Source organism: Aminobacter niigataensis, from assembly GCF_946995915.1.
GTDB classification, from domain to species: domain Bacteria; phylum Pseudomonadota; class Alphaproteobacteria; order Rhizobiales; family Rhizobiaceae; genus Aminobacter; species Aminobacter niigataensis.
Genome location: NZ_OX341517.1, coordinates 769853 through 790543, shown reverse-complemented (window position 1 = coordinate 790543; position 20691 = coordinate 769853). Strand labels below are relative to the sequence as shown.

15 protein-coding genes are annotated in these 20691 nt (G+C 66.0%); 12 read left to right on the top strand and 3 right to left on the bottom strand.

The window, feature by feature from the left end:
* Positions 1-39: 39 nt before the first annotated feature.
* The 12 genes from O1Y97_RS03675 to trxA all read left to right on the top strand — a co-directional run bounded on the left by O1Y97_RS03675 (position 40) and on the right by trxA (position 17454).
* Positions 40-741, top strand: a complete 702-nt coding sequence (locus O1Y97_RS03675) for a response regulator transcription factor (RefSeq protein ID WP_055982326.1) — start codon at positions 40-42, stop codon at positions 739-741.
* Between the two features lie 22 nt (positions 742-763).
* A complete protein-coding gene (locus tag O1Y97_RS03670; RefSeq protein ID WP_318763128.1) occupies positions 764-2548 on the top strand; it encodes a sensor histidine kinase in 1785 nt (594 codons plus the stop codon).
* An 18-nt stretch (positions 2549-2566) separates the two neighbouring features.
* The gene (locus tag O1Y97_RS03665) at positions 2567-2998 is read left to right on the top strand and encodes an HPr kinase/phosphorylase (protein ID WP_318763127.1); all 432 of its coding nucleotides are present in this window, start codon (positions 2567-2569) and stop codon (positions 2996-2998) included.
* 163 nt (positions 2999-3161) lie between these two features.
* On the top strand, positions 3162-3563 hold the full coding sequence (locus O1Y97_RS03660; RefSeq protein ID WP_055981908.1) for a PTS sugar transporter subunit IIA: 402 nt from the start codon (positions 3162-3164) through the stop codon (positions 3561-3563).
* Positions 3560-3862, top strand: coding sequence for an HPr family phosphocarrier protein (locus O1Y97_RS03655; protein ID WP_318763126.1), 303 nt, complete (start codon positions 3560-3562; stop codon positions 3860-3862). The genes O1Y97_RS03660 and O1Y97_RS03655 overlap by 4 nt, the downstream gene beginning before the upstream one ends.
* Before the next feature lie 152 nt (positions 3863-4014).
* Positions 4015-5415: an adenosylhomocysteinase gene (ahcY, locus tag O1Y97_RS03650; RefSeq protein ID WP_108606131.1), complete on the top strand. Its 1401-nt coding sequence runs from the start codon at positions 4015-4017 to the stop codon at positions 5413-5415.
* A 196-nt stretch (positions 5416-5611) separates the two neighbouring features.
* Positions 5612-8161 (top strand): sensor histidine kinase, encoded by a 2550-nt coding sequence (locus O1Y97_RS03645; RefSeq protein ID WP_318763125.1) that lies wholly within the window; start codon positions 5612-5614, stop codon positions 8159-8161.
* Positions 8162-8166: 5 nt separating this feature from the next.
* Positions 8167-9678 (top strand): tRNA (adenosine(37)-N6)-threonylcarbamoyltransferase complex ATPase subunit type 1 TsaE, encoded by a 1512-nt coding sequence (gene tsaE, locus O1Y97_RS03640; RefSeq protein WP_318763124.1) that lies wholly within the window; start codon positions 8167-8169, stop codon positions 9676-9678.
* Positions 9679-9704: 26 nt separating this feature from the next.
* Positions 9705-10409, top strand: coding sequence for a nucleotidyltransferase family protein (locus O1Y97_RS03635; RefSeq protein ID WP_318764141.1), 705 nt, complete (start codon positions 9705-9707; stop codon positions 10407-10409).
* Entirely contained in the window at positions 10406-13531 is a 3126-nt protein-coding gene (gene addB, locus O1Y97_RS03630; protein ID WP_318763123.1) for a double-strand break repair protein AddB, read from the top strand. Before O1Y97_RS03635 ends, addB begins: the two co-directional genes overlap by 4 nt.
* Positions 13528-17058: a double-strand break repair helicase AddA gene (gene addA, locus O1Y97_RS03625; RefSeq protein ID WP_318763122.1), complete on the top strand. Its 3531-nt coding sequence runs from the start codon at positions 13528-13530 to the stop codon at positions 17056-17058. Before addB ends, addA begins: the two co-directional genes overlap by 4 nt.
* Positions 17059-17133: 75 nt before the next feature.
* The gene (gene trxA / locus O1Y97_RS03620) at positions 17134-17454 is read left to right on the top strand and encodes a thioredoxin (RefSeq protein WP_108606125.1); all 321 of its coding nucleotides are present in this window, start codon (positions 17134-17136) and stop codon (positions 17452-17454) included.
* Between the two features lie 68 nt (positions 17455-17522).
* Here trxA and O1Y97_RS03615 read toward each other — a convergent pair whose 3' ends face one another.
* Genes O1Y97_RS03615 through trpA form a run of 3 tightly spaced genes read right to left on the bottom strand, consistent with a single transcriptional unit; the run spans position 17523 to position 20691 of the window.
* Positions 17523-18854, bottom strand: a complete 1332-nt coding sequence (locus O1Y97_RS03615) for a bifunctional folylpolyglutamate synthase/dihydrofolate synthase (protein ID WP_318763121.1) — start codon at positions 18852-18854, stop codon at positions 17523-17525.
* A gap of 37 nt (positions 18855-18891) precedes the next feature.
* Positions 18892-19815, bottom strand: coding sequence for an acetyl-CoA carboxylase, carboxyltransferase subunit beta (gene accD / locus O1Y97_RS03610; RefSeq protein ID WP_318763120.1), 924 nt, complete (start codon positions 19813-19815; stop codon positions 18892-18894).
* A 36-nt stretch (positions 19816-19851) separates the two neighbouring features.
* Entirely contained in the window at positions 19852-20691 is an 840-nt protein-coding gene (gene trpA / locus O1Y97_RS03605; protein WP_318763119.1) for a tryptophan synthase subunit alpha, read from the bottom strand.

Here is a 20691-nt window from a genome sequence, read left to right as displayed (position 1 = left end):
AGCAGGAAGGGACACCCGCTCATGAGGGAGCCGCTGGAAATGGCAACGATCGCGCTTGTCGACGACGACCGCAACATTTTGACATCGGTTTCGATCGCTCTCGAGTCCGAAGGTTACCGTGTCGAGACCTACACCGACGGTGCCTCGGCACTTGAAGGGCTGGCCGCGCGGCCGCCGAACCTCGCCATCCTCGACATCAAGATGCCGCGCATGGACGGCATGGAACTGCTGCGCCGGCTGCGCCAGAAGACTGACCTGCCGGTGATTTTCCTGACGTCGAAGGACGACGAGATCGATGAGCTCTTCGGCCTCAAGATGGGCGCCGACGATTTCATCCGCAAGCCGTTCTCCCAGCGTCTGCTGGTCGAGCGCGTGCGCGCCGTGCTGCGCCGGGCAAGTGCCCGCGAGGCCGCGGCCAAGACGCCGAGCCCGCAGTCGCGCTCGCTGGAGCGCGGTCAGCTGGTGATGGACCAGGAGCGCCACACCTGCACCTGGAAGGGCGAGCCGGTCATCCTGACCGTCACCGAATTCCTGATCCTGCACTCGCTGGCCCAGCGCCCGGGCGTCGTCAAAAGCCGAGACGCTTTGATGGATTCGGCCTATGATGAGCAGGTCTATGTCGATGACCGTACCATCGACAGCCACATCAAGCGCCTGCGCAAGAAGTTCAAGGCCGTCGACGACGACTTCGAGATGATCGAAACGCTCTATGGTGTCGGCTACAGATTCCGCGAAGCGTGAGATCGGCGGGGGCTGAGATCACATGGCGATGGAAGCAGAGATCAGGAAACCCGCGGCCGCCACGAAGCGGTCGCGCGGTCGCCTGTCGCTGTTCCTCGACCGCTCGAGGATCCGGCTGAGCCGGTTCCTCGGCCACTATTTCTTCTCCAGCCTGACGCGCCGCATTCTGTTCCTCAACCTTGCCGGGTTGGCGGTGCTGGTCGCCGGCATCCTGTATCTCAACACCTTCCGTGATGGCCTGATCGGCGCCCGTGTCGAAAGCCTGATGACGCAGGGCGAGATCATTGCCGGCGCCATTGCCGCCTCGGCAACCGTCGAGACGGATTCGATCAGCATCGACCCCGAGAAGCTGCTCGAGCTGCAGGCCGGCGAGACGCTTGGCCCCGGCTCCGACCAGCTCGACAGCCTTGATTTTCCGATCAATCCGGAGCGCGTGGCACCGGTGCTGCGCCGGCTGATCTCGCCGACAAGGACGCGCGCCCGTATCTACGACCGCGACGCCAATCTCCTGCTCGATTCGCGCCATCTCTATTCGCGCGGCCAGATCCTGCGCTACGACCTTCCGCCGGTCGAGGAAGACGAGCCGACCGTCTTCGAGCGGGCGCAGAAGTTCGTCTTCGACTTTTTCCGCGACAGCGCGCTTCCGGTCTACAAGGAACAGCCCGGTGGCAATGGCGCGGCCTTCCCCGAGGTCGTGCAGGCATTGACCGGCCGCCCGGCGCCGATTGTCCGGGTCAGCGAACAGGGCGAGCAGATCGTGTCGGTCGCCGTCCCCATCCAGCGCTTCCGCGCCGTGCTCGGCGTGCTGATGCTGTCGACCGAAGGTGGCGACATCGACAAGATCGTCGCTGCCGAGCAGAAGGCCATCCTGCGCGTGTTCGGTGTCGCTGCATTGGTCACGGCCATCCTTTCGATGCTGCTGGCGTCGACGATCGCCAACCCGCTGCGCCGGCTGTCGGCTGCCGCCAACCGCGTCCGTCGTGGCGGCAAGAGCCGCGAGGAAATTCCCGATTTCTCGGACCGCCAGGACGAGATCGGCAACCTGTCGGTTGCCGTGCGCGACATGACCAAGGCGCTCTACGCCCGTATCGAGGCGATCGAGAGTTTTGCCGCCGACGTCAGCCACGAACTCAAGAACCCGCTGACCTCGCTGCGCAGCGCAGTCGAGACTTTGCCGCTTGCCAGGAACGAGAGCTCGCGCGAACGGCTGATGGAGGTCATCCAGCACGACGTGAAGCGCCTCGACCGGCTGATCACCGATATTTCGGACGCATCCCGTCTCGATGCCGAGCTCGCGCGCGAGGACGCCGGCAAGGTGGATCTCAAGAAGTTCATCGGCGATCTGGTTTCGGTGTCGCGTGAGGCCAGCCGCCACAAGAAGGCGGTCGAAATCGCATTCACCGTTGCCAAGCTGCCGGCTGGGGCGAAGAACTACAACGTGGTCGGCCACGACCTGCGCATCGGCCAGGTCATCACCAATCTGATAGAGAATGCCCGCTCCTTCGTGCCCGACGACCATGGCCACATTGCCATTTCGCTGGCGCGTGTCGGCAAGTTCAATGTCATCACGGTCGAGGACAACGGCCCCGGCATCCGCGCCGAAAACATCGACCGCATCTTCGAGCGTTTCTACACCGACCGTCCGGCGGGCGAGGCCTTCGGCCAGAATTCCGGCCTCGGCCTGTCGATCAGCCGCCAGATCGTCGAGGCCCATGGCGGTACGCTGAGCGCCGAAAACATCGCCGGCACCAAGCCTGGCGAACTCAAGGGCGCACGCTTCGTCGTTGCCCTGCCGGCCGAAAGCTGATCCGTGGCGCCAGCCAACATGCATGCCACCGCGGTTGTGCTGGGCGATCGCTGCGTGCTGGTTGCAGGGCAGTCCGGGTCGGGCAAGACGGCTCTTGCCCTGGCCCTCGTCGCGAAATTTCGCGCCGCTGGCCGGTTCGCCCGGCTGGTTTCCGACGACCAGGTCTTCCTGTCGGTGCACCACGGCAGGCTTTTGTGCCATGCGCCGGCAGTCATTGCCGGCCTGGCAGAGGTCCGCGGCGTCGGGCCGGTTCCGGTCGAACATGAGGCGGCGGCTGCGGTCGACCTGCTGGTCAGGCTTGTTCCGGCAAGCGAGGTGGAACGGCTGCCCGGACAGGACAGCGAACCGATTCTTGATTGCATGACGCAGCGATTGCTGCTCGCAGAACGTGAAATTGCCGCAACCATCCCCACAATTCTGGCCCGACTCGGCATCACCCTCTTCGCCTGAAGCTGCACATTATTTTTGCTGCATTGCGTCAAAATGGCGTGGCGAGCAGCAGATTGGGGCTTGTAAACGCCTTCGCCGTCGACAAGATAGCGCTCCCGCCCTCCGCGAAGGCGGCAAGAGTACTGCGCGGCTGTGAAGAGGCCATGACGGGAGCCAAATCAGAATGATCGGACTCGTGCTTGTGACGCACGGTCAGCTGGCCGAAGAGTTCCGCCATGCCGTGGAACATGTCGTCGGACCGCAGGACAATTTCGAGACTGTTTCGATCGGAGCAGACGATGACATGGCGCAGCGTCGCAGCGACATCATCGACGCCGTTGCCAGCGCCGACACCGGCAATGGTGTGGTCGTGCTCACCGATATGTTCGGCGGCACGCCGTCCAACCTCGCCATCTCGGTGATGGAAGCCGGCCGGGTCGAAGTCATCGCCGGCATGAACCTGCCGATGCTCATCAAGCTGACGAGCGTACGCAAGGCCGACAACATGGCCGCCGCGCTCGACGAGGCACAGGCTGCTGGCCGCAAATATATCAACGTTGCTAGTCAGGTGTTGAGCGGCAAATGAGCGGCATGCCCTACTCGCCCGAGAAGGGCCACATCGTCCGCAATCTCACCATAGTCAATCAGCGTGGCCTGCATGCCCGCGCCTCGGCCAAGTTTGTCCAGATTGCCGGCGAGTTCCAGGCCAATGTCAGCGTCGAGAAGGACGGCATTTCCGTAGGCGGCACGTCGATCATGGGCCTGATGATGCTCGCCGCCAGCCCCGGTTGCACCATCCGCGTTACCGCGAGCGGCCCCGAGGCCGTCGAAGCCATGGATGCGCTTGCGACACTGGTCGCGGCGCGCTTCGGCGAGGAATCCTGATTGCCGGACTGAGTCTTGTGCGACATGCACGAATAAAGATTTCTTTATGTCCCATTGTCGATAACGGCCTGATCTGGTAGTCAGGCCGATCTTTCGCGCGCCCTCGCAGCCCTCCCGCGGCGGCGCGAAGCAAACAGGAATCGGAGCAAGCCATGACGGGTAGCAAGGATTATCTGGTCGCCGACATTTCGCTCGCCGGCTGGGGTCGCAAGGAAATCGAGATCGCCGAAACCGAAATGCCGGGCCTGATGGCCTGCCGCGAGGAGTTCGGTGAAGCAAAGCCGCTCAAGGGCGCGCGCATTTCCGGCTCGCTGCACATGACCATCCAGACCGCGGTGCTGATCGAGACGTTGAAGGAACTCGGCGCCGATATCCGCTGGGCGTCGTGCAACATCTTCTCGACCCAGGACCATGCCGCGGCCGCCATCGCCGAAGCCGGCATTCCGGTTTTCGCCGTCAAGGGCGAGACGCTCGAGGAATACTGGCAGTACACCGACCAGATCTTCCAGTGGACCGATGGCGGGGCCACCAACATGATCCTCGATGATGGCGGCGACGCCACCATGTACATCCTGATCGGTGCCCGCGCCGAAGCCGGCGAGGACGTGCTGTCCAACCCGGGCAGCGAAGAGGAAGAGATCCTGTTTGCCCAGATCAAGAAGCGCATGGCTGAAACGCCGGGCTTCTTCGCCAAGCACAAGGCTGCCATCCGCGGCGTCACCGAAGAGACCACGACCGGCGTCAACCGCCTCTACCAGCTGCAGAAGAAGGGCCTGCTGCCCTTCCCGGCGATCAACGTCAACGACAGTGTCACCAAGTCGAAGTTCGACAACAAGTACGGCTGCAAGGAATCGCTGGTCGACGGCATCCGCCGCGGCACCGACGTCATGATGGCCGGCAAGGTCGCCGTCGTCTGCGGTTACGGCGACGTCGGCAAGGGCTCGGCAGCTTCGCTCCAGGGCGCCGGCGCCCGCGTCAAGGTCACCGAGGTCGACCCGATCTGCGCGCTCCAGGCTGCTATGGATGGCTTCGAGGTCGTCACGCTGGAAGACGCTGCTCCCACCGCCGACATCGTCATCACCACGACCGGCAACAAGGACGTCATCACCCTCGACCACATGCGCCTGATGAAGGACATGGTCATCGTCGGCAACATCGGCCACTTCGACAACGAGATCCAGGTCGCGGCCCTGCGCAACCTCAAGTGGACCAACGTCAAGCCGCAGGTCGACATGATCAGCTTCCCGGATGGCAAGCGCATGCTGCTGCTGTCGGAAGGCCGCCTGCTCAACCTCGGCAATGCGACCGGCCACCCGAGCTTCGTCATGTCGGCGTCCTTCACCAACCAGACGCTTGCCCAGATCGAGCTTTTCACCAAGCCCGGCCAGTACAAGAACGAAGTCTACGTGCTGCCCAAGCACCTCGACGAGAAGGTCGCCCGCCTGCACCTCGACAAGCTCGGCGCCAAGCTGACCACCCTGTCCGATGAACAGGCCAGCTATATCGGCGTGACGCCGAAGGGGCCGTTCAAGCCGGAACACTACCGCTATTAACCATAGCGCAAATACATACAACATATTGAAACCGGGCGATTGACTTTCGCCCGGTTTCTTTTTTGCGCGAACGCCTTCTTCACGACGATTCGCCTAACGGCTATTGTGGCGTGATTCGCCACGCGTCCGTTCTCGGCGGAACTTTTTTGGGCGCTTCAGGGCGGTCTTGCAGTCAGGCGGCGGAGAGGAACAAGACATGCCGGGGGAATACCCGCTTTCAGCGGGACAGGCCGTTTCCGGCGGCCGACAGGATTCGCAGATGCCCCTTCCAGGCGGTATGTGGCAGGCCGTGCGCCGGCTCGGCAGCCATTCTGCCGCAGTCATGCTTGGCGCCACGGCGCTCTGCACGCCTTTCGGATATGCCCACGCCCAGCAGGCCGCCACCGTCGGCCTGCCCGTCAGCACGGCCGAAGTCATCCAGCTCGCCGTGCTCGTCGGCGTTATGGGAGCGGCGCTCATTTCCGCCATTGCGCTGATCCGCGAGAAGGTACGCATCGCCGCCGAGAACGTCGAGCTGCGCGGCCGCGTCGCCGACCTCAATGCATCGCTGCAGCGTTCGGAGGCCCTGCTCAACCTGCGCGACCAGCGCGTCATCATCTGGGCTAACGAGAACAAGAAGCCGGAGCTGATCGGTTCGCTGCCGATCGAAACAGGCGCGCCGGACGAGCGCGCCGCCTTCCTCGGTTTCGGTCGCTGGCTGATGCCGCGTTCGGCCGCAGCGCTCGAAAATGCCATTGCCGCGTTGCGTGACAAAGGCACTGCCTTCGAACTGGTGGCGGAGACCCATGCCGGTGCGGTCCTCGAAGTCCACGGCCGCAAGAGCGGCGCCCACGTCATCGTCCGCTTTGTCTCGATCTCCGAGGCCCAGCGCGGCCAGGCGCGGCTGACGCTCGACAACCAGCGCCTCAGCGCCGAATACGAAACGCTTGTCGGCCTGATGGACGCCGTCGACATGCCGTTCTGGATGCGCGATTCCGATGGCCGGCTGAAATGGGTCAACAAGGCCTTCGCCAGGGCCGTCGAAGCAGCCGATTCCGCCGCAGCCATCCGCGACGGCAAGGAGTTCCTGGGCACGCAATCGCGCGAAGCGATCGTCCAGCAGCACCTGTCGCGTCCCGTATTCCAGCAGACACTGTCGACCGTCATCGACGGCGACCGTCGCATGTTCGCCGTGACCGACGTTGTCGGCAGGGAAGGTTCGGCCGGCATCGCCACCGACATGAGCGCGGCCGATGCCATCCGCGAAGAGTACAGCCGGGTCGTGCGCAGCCACGCCGACACGCTCGACCAGGTGGCGACCGCCGTTGCCACTTTCGACGCCAGCCAGAAGCTGCGTTTCCACAACAATGCTTTCCAGAAGCTCTGGGAACTCGACGCCGGCTATCTCTCCAGCGCACCCGACAATGCGCTTTTGCTCGACCGCCTGCGCAGCGAACGCAAGCTGCCGGAGCAGCCGGAATGGCGGCGCTGGAAGGAGAGCCTGCTCGGCGCATATCGCGCCGTCGAGCCGCAGGAGCATCTTTGGCATCTGCCCGACGGCCGCACCATCCGCGTCGTCGCCAATCCCCAGCCCAAGGGCGGCGTCACCTGGGTGTTCGAAAACCTGACCGAGAAGATCGACCTCGAAAGCCGCTACACCACGGCGGTGCGTGTCCAGGGTGAAACCCTCGACAATCTCGCCGAAGGCGTCGTCGTTTTCGGCCCCGACGGCCGCATCCGCCTGTTCAATCCGGCCTTCGGCCAGCTCTGGGGTGTGTCGCCCGAGGCCCTCCGGCAGAGCACGCATATTTCGGCGATCCGCGCTGAATGCGACATGCGTGCCGAAGAGAGCCCATGGGCCGATTTCGTCGCCGCCGTCACCGGCTTCGACGAGCGTAGCGACCGCCATGGCCAGACCGAACTCAAGAACGGTTCGGTGCTCCAGCACGCCGTAATCCACCTGCCCAACGGCCAGGTGATGCTGACCTTTGTCGACGTCACCGACGGCGTCAACATGGAGCGCGCGCTCAAGGACAAGAACGAGGCGCTTCAGCGTGCCGACCAGATCAAGAACGAGTTCGTCCAGCACGTTTCGTATGAGCTGCGCTCGCCGCTGACCAACATCATCGGCTTCACCGAGCTTTTGTCGCTGCCCGGCACCGGCCCGCTGTCGCAGCGCCAGCGCGAATATGTCGAGCACATCGGTTCGTCCTCGGGCGTGCTTCTGACCATCGTCAATGACATCCTCGATCTCGCAACCGTCGATGCCGGCATCATGCAGCTCGAAATCGCCGAGGTGCGTATCGACCGCGCCATCGAGGCTGCCGCCGAACTTATCGCCGACCGCCTGGAAGAGCACTCGATCAGCCTCGCCATAGATACCGCCAGCGCGCCGAAGAGCTTCAATGGCGACGAGACGCGCGTGCGCCAGATCCTCTACAATCTGCTCAGCAACGCCGTGAACTACGCGCCGTCCGCGAGCACCATCACGCTGGCCTGCCGCCAGCTGGCCGAGGGCGTGGAATTCTCCGTCCATGACGATGGTCCGGGCATGCCTTCGGAGGTGCTCGACACGATGTTCCAGCGCTTCGAATCCCGCGTCAACGGCGGCCGCAAGCGTGGTGCCGGCCTTGGCCTGTCCATTGTCAAAAGCTTCGTCGAGCTGCATGGCGGCACCGTCCGCATCGACAGCGGCAAGGACCGTGGCACCACGGTCGTCTGCCTGTTCCCCGATGCGCCAGCCGGCGTGCGGGTGGCGGCGGAGTAGGCTTCATGGCGGCCAGATCGCTGGAGCGATTCCTGCCTGACGAGGCCGCCACCACGCGGCTGGGCGAAGATCTCGCCATGGCGGTCAAGCCGGGCGACGTGTTGCTGCTCGACGGCGACCTCGGCGCCGGCAAGTCGACGCTGGCGCGCGGCCTGATCCGGGCGCTGGCGGGTGATCCCTGGCATGAAGTGCCGAGCCCGACCTTCACCCTGGTCCAGAGCTACGACACGCCTGTCCCCGTCCATCATTTCGACCTCTACCGCCTGTCTTCTTCCGAGGAGCTCCAGGAACTCGGCTTCGATGAAGCCGTCGCCTCGGGTGTGGCTCTGGTGGAGTGGCCGGAGCGCGCCGCCGGCGCGATGCCCGCTGCCAGCCTGCGGCTCGCTATCGAGCACGAGGGCGATGGCCGCCGCGTCATCATCTCGGGCGATGGCCAGGCCTTCGACCGCGTCGCCCGATCGCTCGCCATGCGAGATTTCCTCATCTCAGCCGATTTTGGCGAGGCGCGCCGCGCCCGCTTCACCGGCGACGCCTCGGCGCGGGGCTACGAAACCGTCAGCCCGGAAGGCCGGGCATCACTGGTGCTGATGAACTCGCCAAGGCTGGTACTCGGTCCACCCGTCCGCGACGGCAAGCCCTATGCCGAGATCGCGCACACCGCGCAGACGGTTGCTGCCTTCGTCGCCATCGACCGGGCGCTTGCAGCGGGCGGCGTCACCGTGCCCGGCATCGTCGCACAGGATCTCGACCAGGGCTTTCTGCTGCTCGAACATCTCGGCACCGGTGCTTTCCTCGACCCCGAGGGCAAGCCCATCGCCGAGCGCTATGCCGCGGCGGCTGAACTGCTGGCGATGATTCACGGGAAACACTGGGACGCCCGGCTCGAAGCTGCGCCCGGCGTCGTTCACCAGGTTCCTCCCTTTGACCGCGATGCGATGATGATCGAGGTCGACCTGCTGGTCGACTGGTATGTGCCGGCCGTCACCGGAGCGCCCGCATCCGGCGCGCTTCGCGACGGCTATCATGCCGCCTGGAACGCCGTCTTCGACCGCCTCGCCGACAAGCAGTACGGGCTGGTGCTGCGCGACTACCACTCGCCCAACATCATCTGGCGCGCAGACAAGAAGGGTTTCGACAGGCTCGGCATCGTCGACTTCCAGGACGCGCTGATCGGCCCGGTCGCCTATGACGTCGCCTCGCTCGGCATGGACGCGCGCGTCACCGTGTCGCCCGAGATCGAGCACGACACGGTCAACGCCTATGTCGCCGCCCGCCACGCCGCCGGCAGCTTCGATGAGGCCGCCTTCCGCGAGTCCTATGCCATCATGGCGGCGCAGCGGAATTCGAAGATCCTCGGCATCTTTGTCCGCCTCGACCGCCGCGACGGCAAGCCGCAATATCTCAAGCACCTGCCGCGCATCCGCGACTATCTTCACAGGGCGCTGGCGCATCCGGTATTGGCCGAACTGCGCGACTTCTACCGCGACAACCGCCTGCTCGAGGAATTTGACACGTGAGTGGAGCGAAGATCCCGTCAGTCGCCATGGTTCTCGCAGCCGGTCTCGGCAAGCGCATGCGGCCGATCACCGAGACGATGCCGAAACCGCTGGTGGAGATATCTGGCAAGACCCTGCTCGACTGGGGCCTCGACAGCCTGGCTGTAGCAGGCGTCGAACGGGCCGTGGTCAACGTCCACTATCTGCCCGACCAGATCGTCGCGCATGTCGCGAACCGCAAGCAGCCGCATGTGCTCATCTCCGACGAACGCGACGGCCTGCTGGATTCCGCCGGCGGAATCGTCAAGGCGCTGCCCGAGCTGGGCACAGCTCCGTTCTACATCGTCAATGCCGACACCTTCTGGATTGATGAGGGCGCGCCTAACCTTGCCCGCCTCGCCCTTGCCTGGGACGATGCGCGCATGGATATTCTGATCATGCTCGCGGCTCTCCCTCAGGCGACCGGCCATTCCGGCGGCACCGATTTCCTCGTCGCGTCCGACGGCCGGCTGAGCCGTGCCAAGGGTGCGCCCGAGGGGCTGATCTATGCCGGTGCTGCCATCATCCATCCCCGCATCTTTGAAGGCACGACCGCCACCCCAGCCTCGCTCAACCGCTATTTCGACCAGGCGATATCGGCCGGGCGCCTGTTCGGCATGCAGATGCAGGGCAGCTGGATCACGGTCGGCACCCCCGATGCCATCGCGCCCGCCGAAGCCGTGGTGAAAAGGGCATTGGCGGGAGCGCAATGAGCGGCCGCGCGTCGCCACGCGTCCTTTCCATCCCGCCCGGCGCTCCCTTCCTGCCGACGCTGGCGGCATCCCTGCTCGACGGCACCCTGATCCCCGACTTCCGCTTCGACGGCGACCCGCTGGCACTGGCCGACGTCACCATCTACGTGCCGACGCGCCGTGCCGCGCGGGCGTTGCGTGGGGTCTTCGTCGACGCCGCCGGCGGCCGCTCGGCCATCCTGCCTGTCATCAAGCCGCTCGGCGAGTTCGACGAGGACGAGGCTGCCTTCGAGGCCGAGGGCGGAGCCGCGCTCGACCTGGCACCGCCGATTTCGTCCATCGACCGCCTGCTGACGCTCGCGCCGCTGGTGCGCGCCTGGAAGCGCCGCCTGCCCGCCCATGTCGCCGCCCTGTTCGAGGAGGAGGTCGTGGTGCCGGCTTCCGCTGCCGACGCTATCTGGCTGGCGCGCGATCTCTCTGGCCTGATGGACGAGATCGAGACCGAAGGTTCCGACTGGGCCAAGCTCGCCGGCCTTGTCTCGGGCGAACTCTCCGGCTGGTGGCAGGTCACGCTCGATTTCCTGTCCATCGTCACTTCGGTCTGGCCCGACCTGCTCGCCGAGCGCGACCAGTCCAACCCCGCCGCCCACCGCAGCGCCCTGATCCGGCTCGAGGCCGAGCGCCTCAGGCGCAATCCGCCGGCAGGTCCGGTCATCGCCGCCGGTTCGACAGGCTCGATCCCGGCCACCGCCGAGCTTTTGGCAGCAATTGCGCGCCTGCCGCGCGGTGCCGTCGTGCTTCCGGGGCTCGATGCCTCGCTCGACGAGGTCGCCTACGATGCGATCACCGCGCCCGACCTCCGCGCTTCGGTGCTCGGCCACCCGCAATACGGCCTCGCCAAGCTGATCGGTAAGATCGGCATCCTGCGCCGCGACGTCGAAGAACTGGGTGTCCCGTCGCCGGCGCTGGTGCGCCGCGCTGCAATCGTCGGCGAAGCGCTGCGCCCGGCCGAAACCACCGACGCCTGGGCCGAAAAGCGCGGCAGCGTCAGCGATGCCGAAATCGCCGACGCACTCGCCGGGGTCACTCTGCTCGAAGCAGCCCACGAGCGCGACGAGGCTGCGGCGATTGCCATCGCGTTGCGCGAGGCGGTCGCACAGGAAGGCCATCGCGCCGCCCTCGTCACTTCCGACCGCAACCTCGCCCGCCGCGTTGCCGCCGAACTGCGTCGCTTCGGCATTCAGGCCGATGATTCCGGCGGAGTGCCGCTGGCCAACACCCCGCCGGCCGCCCTGTTGCGCACCATGGTCGAGGCGGCCATCCGCCCCGGCGATCCTGTCGCCGTGCTGTCGCTGCTCAAGCACCCGCTGCTGCGGCTCGGGCTGGAGCGCCACGTCGTCAGGCGGGCCGCCGAGACCATCGAGCTGGTGGTGCTGCGTGGCGGCGTCGGCCGACCCGATGTCGCCCGGCTCGCCGAAGATTTCGACGCGCGCCTCACCGGCATCGGCGATGCGTCGCGCAAGCCTTTCTGGTTCGACCGCATCAACGCCCGGCGCATCGAGGAGGCGCGCGACGTTGCGGTCAGGCTGGTCGCCGCAGTTGCGCCGCTCGCCGCCCTTCGTGGCGACGAGGCCATCGAGCTCGGCATGGTCGTGCGCGCCACCGTCGAGGCGTTCGAAAATCTCGGCCGAGACGAGCTTGGCGGACTGGCAACCCTCTATGACGGCGATGCCGGCGCCAAGCTGGCGGAATCGCTGCGCGGGCTGGTCTCGGCCCAGGCGAGCTTCAGCTTCGCCGTAGCCGAATGGCCAGACGTGCTCGACGCGCTCGTCGCCCCCGACGCGGTCAAGCCGTCGCAAGGTGCCGACCGGGCCATCTCGATCTGGGGTGCGCTCGAGGCGCGCCTGCAGACGGTCGACACGCTGGTCATCGGCGCGCTCAACGAGGGCAGCTGGCCGCGCAAGGCCGAGGCCGATCGCTTCATGTCACGCGTCATGAAGACGGGCATCGACCTCGAACCGCCGGAGCGTCGCATCGGCCTCGCCGCTCACGATTTCCAGATGGCGATGGGCGCCAGGAATGTCGTGCTGTCGCGCTCGGCCCGCTCGGGCGATGCACCCGCCGTGCCGTCGCGCTGGCTGCAGCGCCTGCTGACCTATGTCGGCCCCGACCACGCCGCCGTGCTGCGCAAGCGTGGTGCTACGCTGCTCGGCTGGGCGCGCCAGCTCGACGCCGGCGAGAAGGCCGACTTCGCCGCCCGCCCGGACCCCAAGCCGCCCGTCGCGGTGCGGCCGCGCCGCTTCTCGGTCACCGAGATCGAGACGCTGCGCCGTGATCCCTATGCCGTCTATGCGCGGCGCATCCTGAGGCTGATTCCGGTCGACCCGCTGGTTCGCGATCCCGGTGCCGCCGAGCGCGGCACGCTGTTCCATGACATCTTGCACCTGTTTTCGGCGACGGTGGGTGATCCGCGCGCACCGCAGGCGCTCGACGTGCTCATCGCCGCCGGTCGCCACTGCTTTGCCGAGGCTGCCTTGCCCGCCGATGTCGAGGCCGTCTGGTGGCCGCGCTTCGAGCGCATGGCCGAAGGCATCCTCGAATGGGAGCGCAGCCGCGCGGCCGCCGTCGCCAGCCGCCATGCCGAAGAAAGCGCCGGCGCCACCGAGGTCGGCCGGACCGGCGTCACGCTGTCCGGCCGCGCCGACCGCATCGACCTGCTCGCCGGCGGCATGGCCGACATCATCGACTACAAGACTGGCTCTTCGCCTTCCAAGGCGCAGGCGCACACGCTGATCGCGCCGCAGTTGGCGCTCGAAGGCGCCCTGCTTCGGCGTGGCGCCTTCCACGAACTCGGCAAGCGCGAACCGTCGCAGCTCGCCTTCGTCCGTCTGAAGCCCAATGGCGAGGTGTTCGAGGAATCGATCCTCGAACACAACCGCAAGCCCAAGTCGGCGGCGGAGCTTTCGGAAGAGGCCTGGACGCGGCTGGAGCAACTGCTCCAGCACTACGACGATCCCGCCACCGGCTATCTCTCCCGCGCACTGCCCTTCCGCGAGGGCGAAACCGACGGCGACTACGACCATCTCGCCCGTGTCCTCGAATGGTCGGCTGGCGGCGACGGCGGCTCGGAGGGCGAAGAATGAAGAAGAAGTTCTTCGTTCCCCAGGAAACGGCAGATCGCCAGGCCCGCGCCTCCGATCCCGGCAACTCCGTCTGGGTGTCGGCCAATGCCGGCTCGGGCAAGACCCACGTGCTGTCGCAGCGAGTCATGCGGCTGCTGCTGCGCGGCACAGACCCGTCGAAGATCCTGTGTTTGACCTATACGCGCGCCGCCGCCGCCAACATGTCGAACCGCGTCTTCGCCAATCTGTCCGAGTGGACCATGCTGCCCGACGTAGAGCTGGCCGAGCGCATCACGGCCCTCGACGGCGCGCGGCCTGACCGGGCCATGCTGCGCCGGGCGCGCCGCCTCTTCGCCGAGGCGCTGGAAACGCCGGGCGGCCTCAAGATCCAGACCATCCACGCCTTCTGCGAGTCGGTGCTGCACCAGTTCCCGCTCGAGGCCAACATCGCCGCCCATTTCGAGATGCTCGATCCGCAGATGGAGGCGACGCTGTTCGCCACCGCACGGCGAGAGATGGTGACGGGCGGCGCGGCCAATCCCGAACTCGCCGAAGCCTTCGCCATGGTGCTGGAACGCGGCGGCGAGGCCGGCCTCGATGCGCTGCTTTCCGAGATCGTCGCCAAGCGCGACGGCCTGCGCGCCTTCATCGGCCAGATCATGGACTTTGCCTGGCCGTTCGGAGCGCTCTACGAAGAGTTCGGTTTCGCACAGGGCGACAGCGCCGAAGCCATAGCCAGCTCGATCTGGCCGCTGCCCGGCTTCGAGCCCGCCTTCTTCAACGCCTTTGCCGCGGCGGCCGACGCCACCGACGCGCGCAGCGTGCTCAACAACATCCTGCCCTATGCCAGGCTGGCCTATGCCGAACCCGACCCGATCCGGCGCCTTGGGCTGCTGGCCGATGGCTTCCTCAAGGCCGACGGCGATCCCTACACGCAGAGCGCCTTCAAGAAGGCGCTGCTCGACCGTCTGCCCGACCTGCCCGAGCGTTACCAGGCGACTTCGGATGCGATCATGCACGCCTCCGACCGACTCGCCCATTTCCGCATGCTGGAGGCGACGCGCGCCGCACTCACCATCGCCGACTGGCTGATCGCCCGCTACGAGCGGCTGAAGACGGGCCGTGGCTTCCTCGACTTCAACGACCTCATCACCCGCACGGTCAACCTGCTCGCCCGCCCCGATGCCGGACCCTGGGTCCAGTACAAGCTCGACAAGGGCATTGATCACATCCTGCTCGACGAGGCGCAGGACACCAGCCCCGACCAGTGGGAGGTGGTGAAGCGCCTGGCTGAGGAATTCTTCGCCGGCTCCGGCGCGCGCGACCATGTCCATCGTACCGTCTTCGCCGTCGGCGACGAGAAGCAGTCGATCTACTCGTTCCAGGGCGCGGCACCCGAATCCTTCGACGATTCGAAGCGCGAATTTGCCACCCGTATCCGGGCCGCCGAGGCACGCTTCGAGGATGTCACGCTGACCTGGTCGTTCCGCTCGACTGACGACGTGTTGTCGGCCGTCGACCGCGTGTTCGAGGACCCGACGGTCCGCCGCGGCGTCACCCGTGCGCCGGAGCCGCCGAGCCACAAGGCCATCCGCGCCGGCGCGCCCGGCTATGTCGAGGTCTGGCCGTCGGCCGGCACCGACGTGGTCGACGAGCCCGACGACTGGCGCAAGCCCATCGACCATGCCCACGCGCCCGCCGTGGTGGTGGCCGAGCAGGTGGCGGCGACGATCCGCAAATGGCTCGACGACGGCGAGATCGTCGAAGGCACCGGCAAGCGGCTGCGCGCCGGCGACGTCATGGTGCTGGTGCGCAAGCGCGACCGCTTCGTCCATGCGCTCTCCCGCGCCCTCAAGCGCCGCGACATCCCCGTCGCCGGTGCCGACCGGCTCAGCCTGCCCGGCCACATCGCGGTCAAGGATCTGATTGCGCTCGGCCGTTTCCTCATCCAGCCCGAGGACGATCTGTCCCTCGCCGCCGTGCTGCGCAGCCCCATCTTTGGCTTCTCCGAGGAGGCGCTGTTTGCGCTCGCTTCGGGCCGCCCCGGCAGCCGTTCGCTGGTTGCCTCGCTGCGCACTGCGGCCGAAACGGATGCGGTGCTGAAATCGGTCGCCGAACAGCTCGATGTCTGGGCCACCGAAGCCGCGTTCCGGCCGGTCTTCGAGTTCTATTCAGGCGTTCTCTCGGGCGGCCGCGATCGCGACGGCGTGCGCAAGAAGATGATCTCGCGCCTCGGCCAGGAAGCCGGCGACATTCTCGACGAGTTCCTCAACTTCTGCCTGGCGGAAGAGCGCACCGGCCTGCCCGGGCTCGAAGCCTTCCTGTCGACGCTGGAAAACGCCGGCCCCGAGATCAAGCGCGAGATGGACCAGACCCGCGACGAGGTCCGCATCATGACGGCGCACGCCGCCAAGGGGCTGGAGGCGACTGTGGTGTTCCTCGTCGACAGCGGCTCGGCGCCGTTCAGCGACCAGCACCTGCCACGGCTCATGCCGTTCCTGCCGAAGGCCAGGCACTGGCACGGCAAGGGTTACCTCTGGCGCGCCGGCGCCGATGTCGCCAACGCCTTCTCCAAGGGTGCTGCCTTGACCGCCCGCGAGCTGGCCGACGACGAATACCGCCGCCTGCTCTATGTCGGCATGACCCGTGCCGAGGATCGCCTCATCGTCTGCGGCTATCACGGCAAGCGCGCGCCGGGCACTAACACCTGGCATTCGATCGTCTCGCGGGCACTTTCGGCCGCACCCGAGAGCGAGCTGCGCGACCATCCCGTCGTCGCCGATCTCAAGGTCCATCGTTTCCGCGTAACGCCCTTGTCGGGTGCGCCAGAAATAGCGCCTGAGCGCGAGGCAGCCGGGTTGGCCGCCCCGGCGCCGCTACCGGGCAGCCTGTTCGACCGGCCGCCACCCCTGGAGGACCTGCCGCGGCCGCTGTCGCCGTCGGGTGCTTCCGCGCTGATCGAGGAAATCGAGGAGCCTGTCATCTCGGGCCGCTCGCCGGTGCTGGATGCCGATGTAGAGCCTGCGTTTGCCATCGCCCGCGGCTCGGCGCTGCACCGGCTGCTGCAGATGCTGCCGCGTCTCGATCCCGCAGAGCGGCGCCAGGCCGCCGAACGCTATCTCGCCCGTGCCGGCAGGGACTGGGACGAAGTGCAGCGAAGCTCGGCTCTCGTCTCGGTGTTCTCCGTTCTCGATGACCGTGATTTCGCGCCGCTGTTTGCGCCTTCGTCGCGTGCCGAGGTGGCGATCATGGGCAGCCTCGACGTTCGCGGCAAACCGCGCTCGGTGTCAGGCAAGATCGACCGGCTGGCGGTCACCGATGACGAGGTTTTGATCGTCGACTACAAGACCAACGCCTCGCCGCCGGCCTCGCTCGACGAGGTGCCTCATGCCTATGTCGTGCAGCTTGCGCTCTACCGAGCGTTGCTCCAGCCGCTCTATCCCGGCCAGGCCGTTTCGGCCGCCTTGCTGTTCACCGAGGCGCCGCGGCTGATCCCGTTGCCCCCTGCTGCCATGGACGCCGCCCTTGTTCGACTCACCCAAGCGTGACACAACGGGTGCTTGACCAAGGGTCCGCGCACTACCACATATGGCGCGACAGCTAACCGCAAGAGGATCGGCATCATGGCCACCGTCAAGATCGACAACAGCAATTTCAAGACCGGCGTGCTCGAGGCCAAGGAGCCCGTCGTGGTCGATTTCTGGGCCGAATGGTGCGGTCCCTGCAAGATGATCGGTCCGTCACTGGAAGAGATTTCCAACGAGCTCGCCGGCAAGGTGAAGATCACCAAGGTCAACATCGACGAGAATCCCGAGATCGCCGCCCAGTTTGGCGTGCGCTCGATCCCGACGCTGATGATCTTCAAGGATGGCGAAGTGGCCGACATCAAGGTTGGCGCCGCTCCCAAGACCGCCCTTTCGCACTGGATCGCCGGCAACGTCTGAGCCGAGCCAGTCTGGATACAAAAAAAAGCCCGGCACTGCCGGGCTTTTTTTGTTGGTCAGTCGATGGCTCAGGTCGGCGGCGTGCCGTTCGCGGCCAACACCTCGCCGACGAGATAGAGCGAGCCGCCGATCAGGATGCGTGGCGCCGGCTCGTTCTCGTTCCAGGTATCGCGCAACAGCATCAGCGCGTTGGCGACCGAGCTCACCGGTTCGGCCGAAAGCCCGGCTTCGTTAGCACGCACCGCCAGTTCCTCATTGGGCACGCCGCTTTCGCTCATCGTCACCGGCACGGTGTAGACATGGCGCGCCATGCCGTGGAACGGACGGAAATAGCCGGCCTGGTCCTTGGTGTTGATCATGCCGGAGATCAGGAAAAGCGGCCGTGGGGACTTCTCTTCCTGCTCGGCAAGCGCTTCGGCGATCACGGTGCCGGCGCCGGGATTGTGGCCGCCGTCGATCCAGACTTCAGCACCTTTCGGAGCCAGCTCGGTCAGCGCGCCCTGTGGCATGCGTTGCATCCGCCCCGGCCAGGCCACCGACGTCATCGCCTTGTCGATGGCGCGTTCGGTAAGGGGGAAGCCCGCTGCCTTGACCGCGGCAATGGCCGCCGCGGCGTTGGCAAACTGGTGGCGTCCCGGCAGGCGTGGCGGCGAAAGGTCCATCAGCCCGCTCTCGTCCTGATAGACCATGCGGCCGTTTTCCTCGAAGGCGACGAAATCCTGGCCGTAGACCTCGAGCGGGCAGTTCAGCCGCTCGGCGGTGTCGATCAGCACCTGCTGTGCCGCTTCGGTTTCCTGGGCGCCGACGACGACCGGGCAGCCGCGCTTGATGATGCCGGCCTTTTCGGCGGCGATCAGTTCGACCTTGTCGCCGAGATAGGCCTCGTGATCCATCGACACCGGCATGATGACCGAGCACGCCGGCCGCTTGATGACGTTGGTCGCGTCGAAGCGCCCGCCGAGCCCTACCTCGATGATGCAGACGTCGGCCGGATGTTCGGAAAACAGGACGAAGGTGACGGCGGTGAGGATCTCGAAGACGGTGATCTTCTCGCCGCGATTGGCTTCGCCGACGCGTCGGACCGCATCGGCCAGCACGTCGTCGGCGACAAGCTTGCCACCGCCGGGTGCGGCGAGGCGATAGCGCTCATGCCAGTTCACCAGATGCGGCGAGGTGTGGACATGGACCAGCCGGCCGGAGGCCTCGAGCAGCGCGCGTGAAAACGCGGCGGTCGAGCCCTTGCCATTGGTGCCGGCGATATGGATCACCGGCGGCATGTGGTCCTGCGGATTGCCGAGGCGTTCGAGCAGCCGCGTGATACGGTCGAGCGAAAGGTCGAAACCCTTCGGATGCAGCGCCAAAAGGCGCTCGATTTCGAGATCGGCTTCGAGCGTGGTCATGGCAAATCCCCCGGGGCCAAGGGCCGTGTCTGTGTGGTCAGGCCTGCGGGCGTCGTTCCGGAACCGGCACGACAGGCGGCAGGATCTCGGCCTCGGTGGTCTTGGCCGCAACCGGCGCCTTGGTCAGGATCTTGAGCAGGTTGGCGATCGTGGACTTGAGCTCGAGCCGCGACACCACCATGTCGACCATGCCGTGGTCCATCAGGTATTCCGAGCGCTGGAAGCCTTCGGGCAGCTTCTCGCGGATCGTCTGCTCGATGACGCGCGGGCCGGCGAAGCCGATCAGCGCACCGGGTTCTGCGATATGCACGTCGCCCAGCATCGCATAGGACGCGGTCACGCCGCCGGTCGTCGGGTTGGTCAGCACCACGATGTAGGGCAGGCCTGCTTCCTTGAGCCGGTCGACCGCCACCGTCGTCCTGGGGAGCTGCATCAAGGACAAAATGCCTTCCTGCATGCGCGCGCCGCCCGAGGCGGCAAACAAGATCAGCGGGCGCTTCTTCTCGAGTGCGACCTCGAAGGCGCGGATGATCGCGTCGCCCGCCGCCATGCCGAGCGAACCGCCCATGAAGGCGAAGTCCTGCACGGTGACGACGACGGGAAGGCCCTCGATCTTGCCGGATCCCGACAGGATCGCGTCTTCCATGCCGGTCTTGGCCTTGGCATCCTTCAGGCGGTCGACATAGCGTTTCTCGTCGCGGAATTTCAGCGGGTCGGTGACGACTTTCGGATTGTCGATCTGTTCATAGCGACCGTCGTCGAAGAAGAAGCGCAGCCGTTCCTTGGCCGAGATCTTCATGTGATGGCCCGACGACGGGATCACATACTGGTTCTCTTCAAGGTCCTTGTGGAACACCATCTCGCCGCTCTCGGGATCCTTGATCCAGAGATTGTCGGGTATCTCGCGGCGGCCCAGCATCGAGTTGATCTTGGGGCGGACGTAGTTGGTAATCCAGTTCATGACAGCGGTCCTCTTCGTCCCGGGGACATGGGGTATTTATTGGGCGGTAGCAAGGCGTGCAGCACGAATGCCCTGGGACAAGCCGTTGACCAGCGTTGCGACAGCCTCGGCCGGATCGGCGGTTTTCTCGCCCTTCGGCCCGATGACATTGGCAACCGCATTGACGATCGCGGTACCGACGACCACGCCGTCGGCCGATGCGCCGATGGTCTTCGCCTGCTCGGCGGTCTTGACGCCAAAGCCGACGCAGACCGGCAGGTCGGTATGGGCCTTGATGCGCTGCACCGCTTCGGCCACCTTGCTCGTGTCGGCCAGCGCCGAACCGGTGATGCCGGTCATCGACACGTAGTAGACGAAGCCGGACGTGTTCTCGAGCACCTTGGGCAGGCGCTTGTCGTCGGTCGTCGGGGTCGCCAGGCGGATGAAGTTGATGCCGGCCTTGAGTGCGGGGATGCACAGTTCGGCATCCATCTCCGGCGGCAGGTCGACGACGATCAGCCCGTCGATGCCGGAGGCGATTGCATCCTCGAGAAAGCGGTCGACACCATAGATGTAGATCGGGTTGTAGTAGCCCATCATGACGATCGGCGTCTCGTTGTCGTCCTTGCGGAACTCGCGCGCCATCTGAAGCGTCTTGCCCAGCGTCTGGCCGGCCTTCAGCGCGCGCAGGCCGGCGGCCTGGATCGCCGGGCCGTCGGCCATCGGGTCGGAAAACGGCATGCCAAGCTCGATGATGTCGCTGCCGGCCTTGGGCAGCGCCCTCATGATCGACAGCGACGTCTCGTAGTCCGGGTCGCCGCCCATGAAATAGGTGACGAGTGCGGGACGGCCTTCGGCCTTGAGCTTCGCCATGCGGCGGTCGATGCGGGTCGTCAT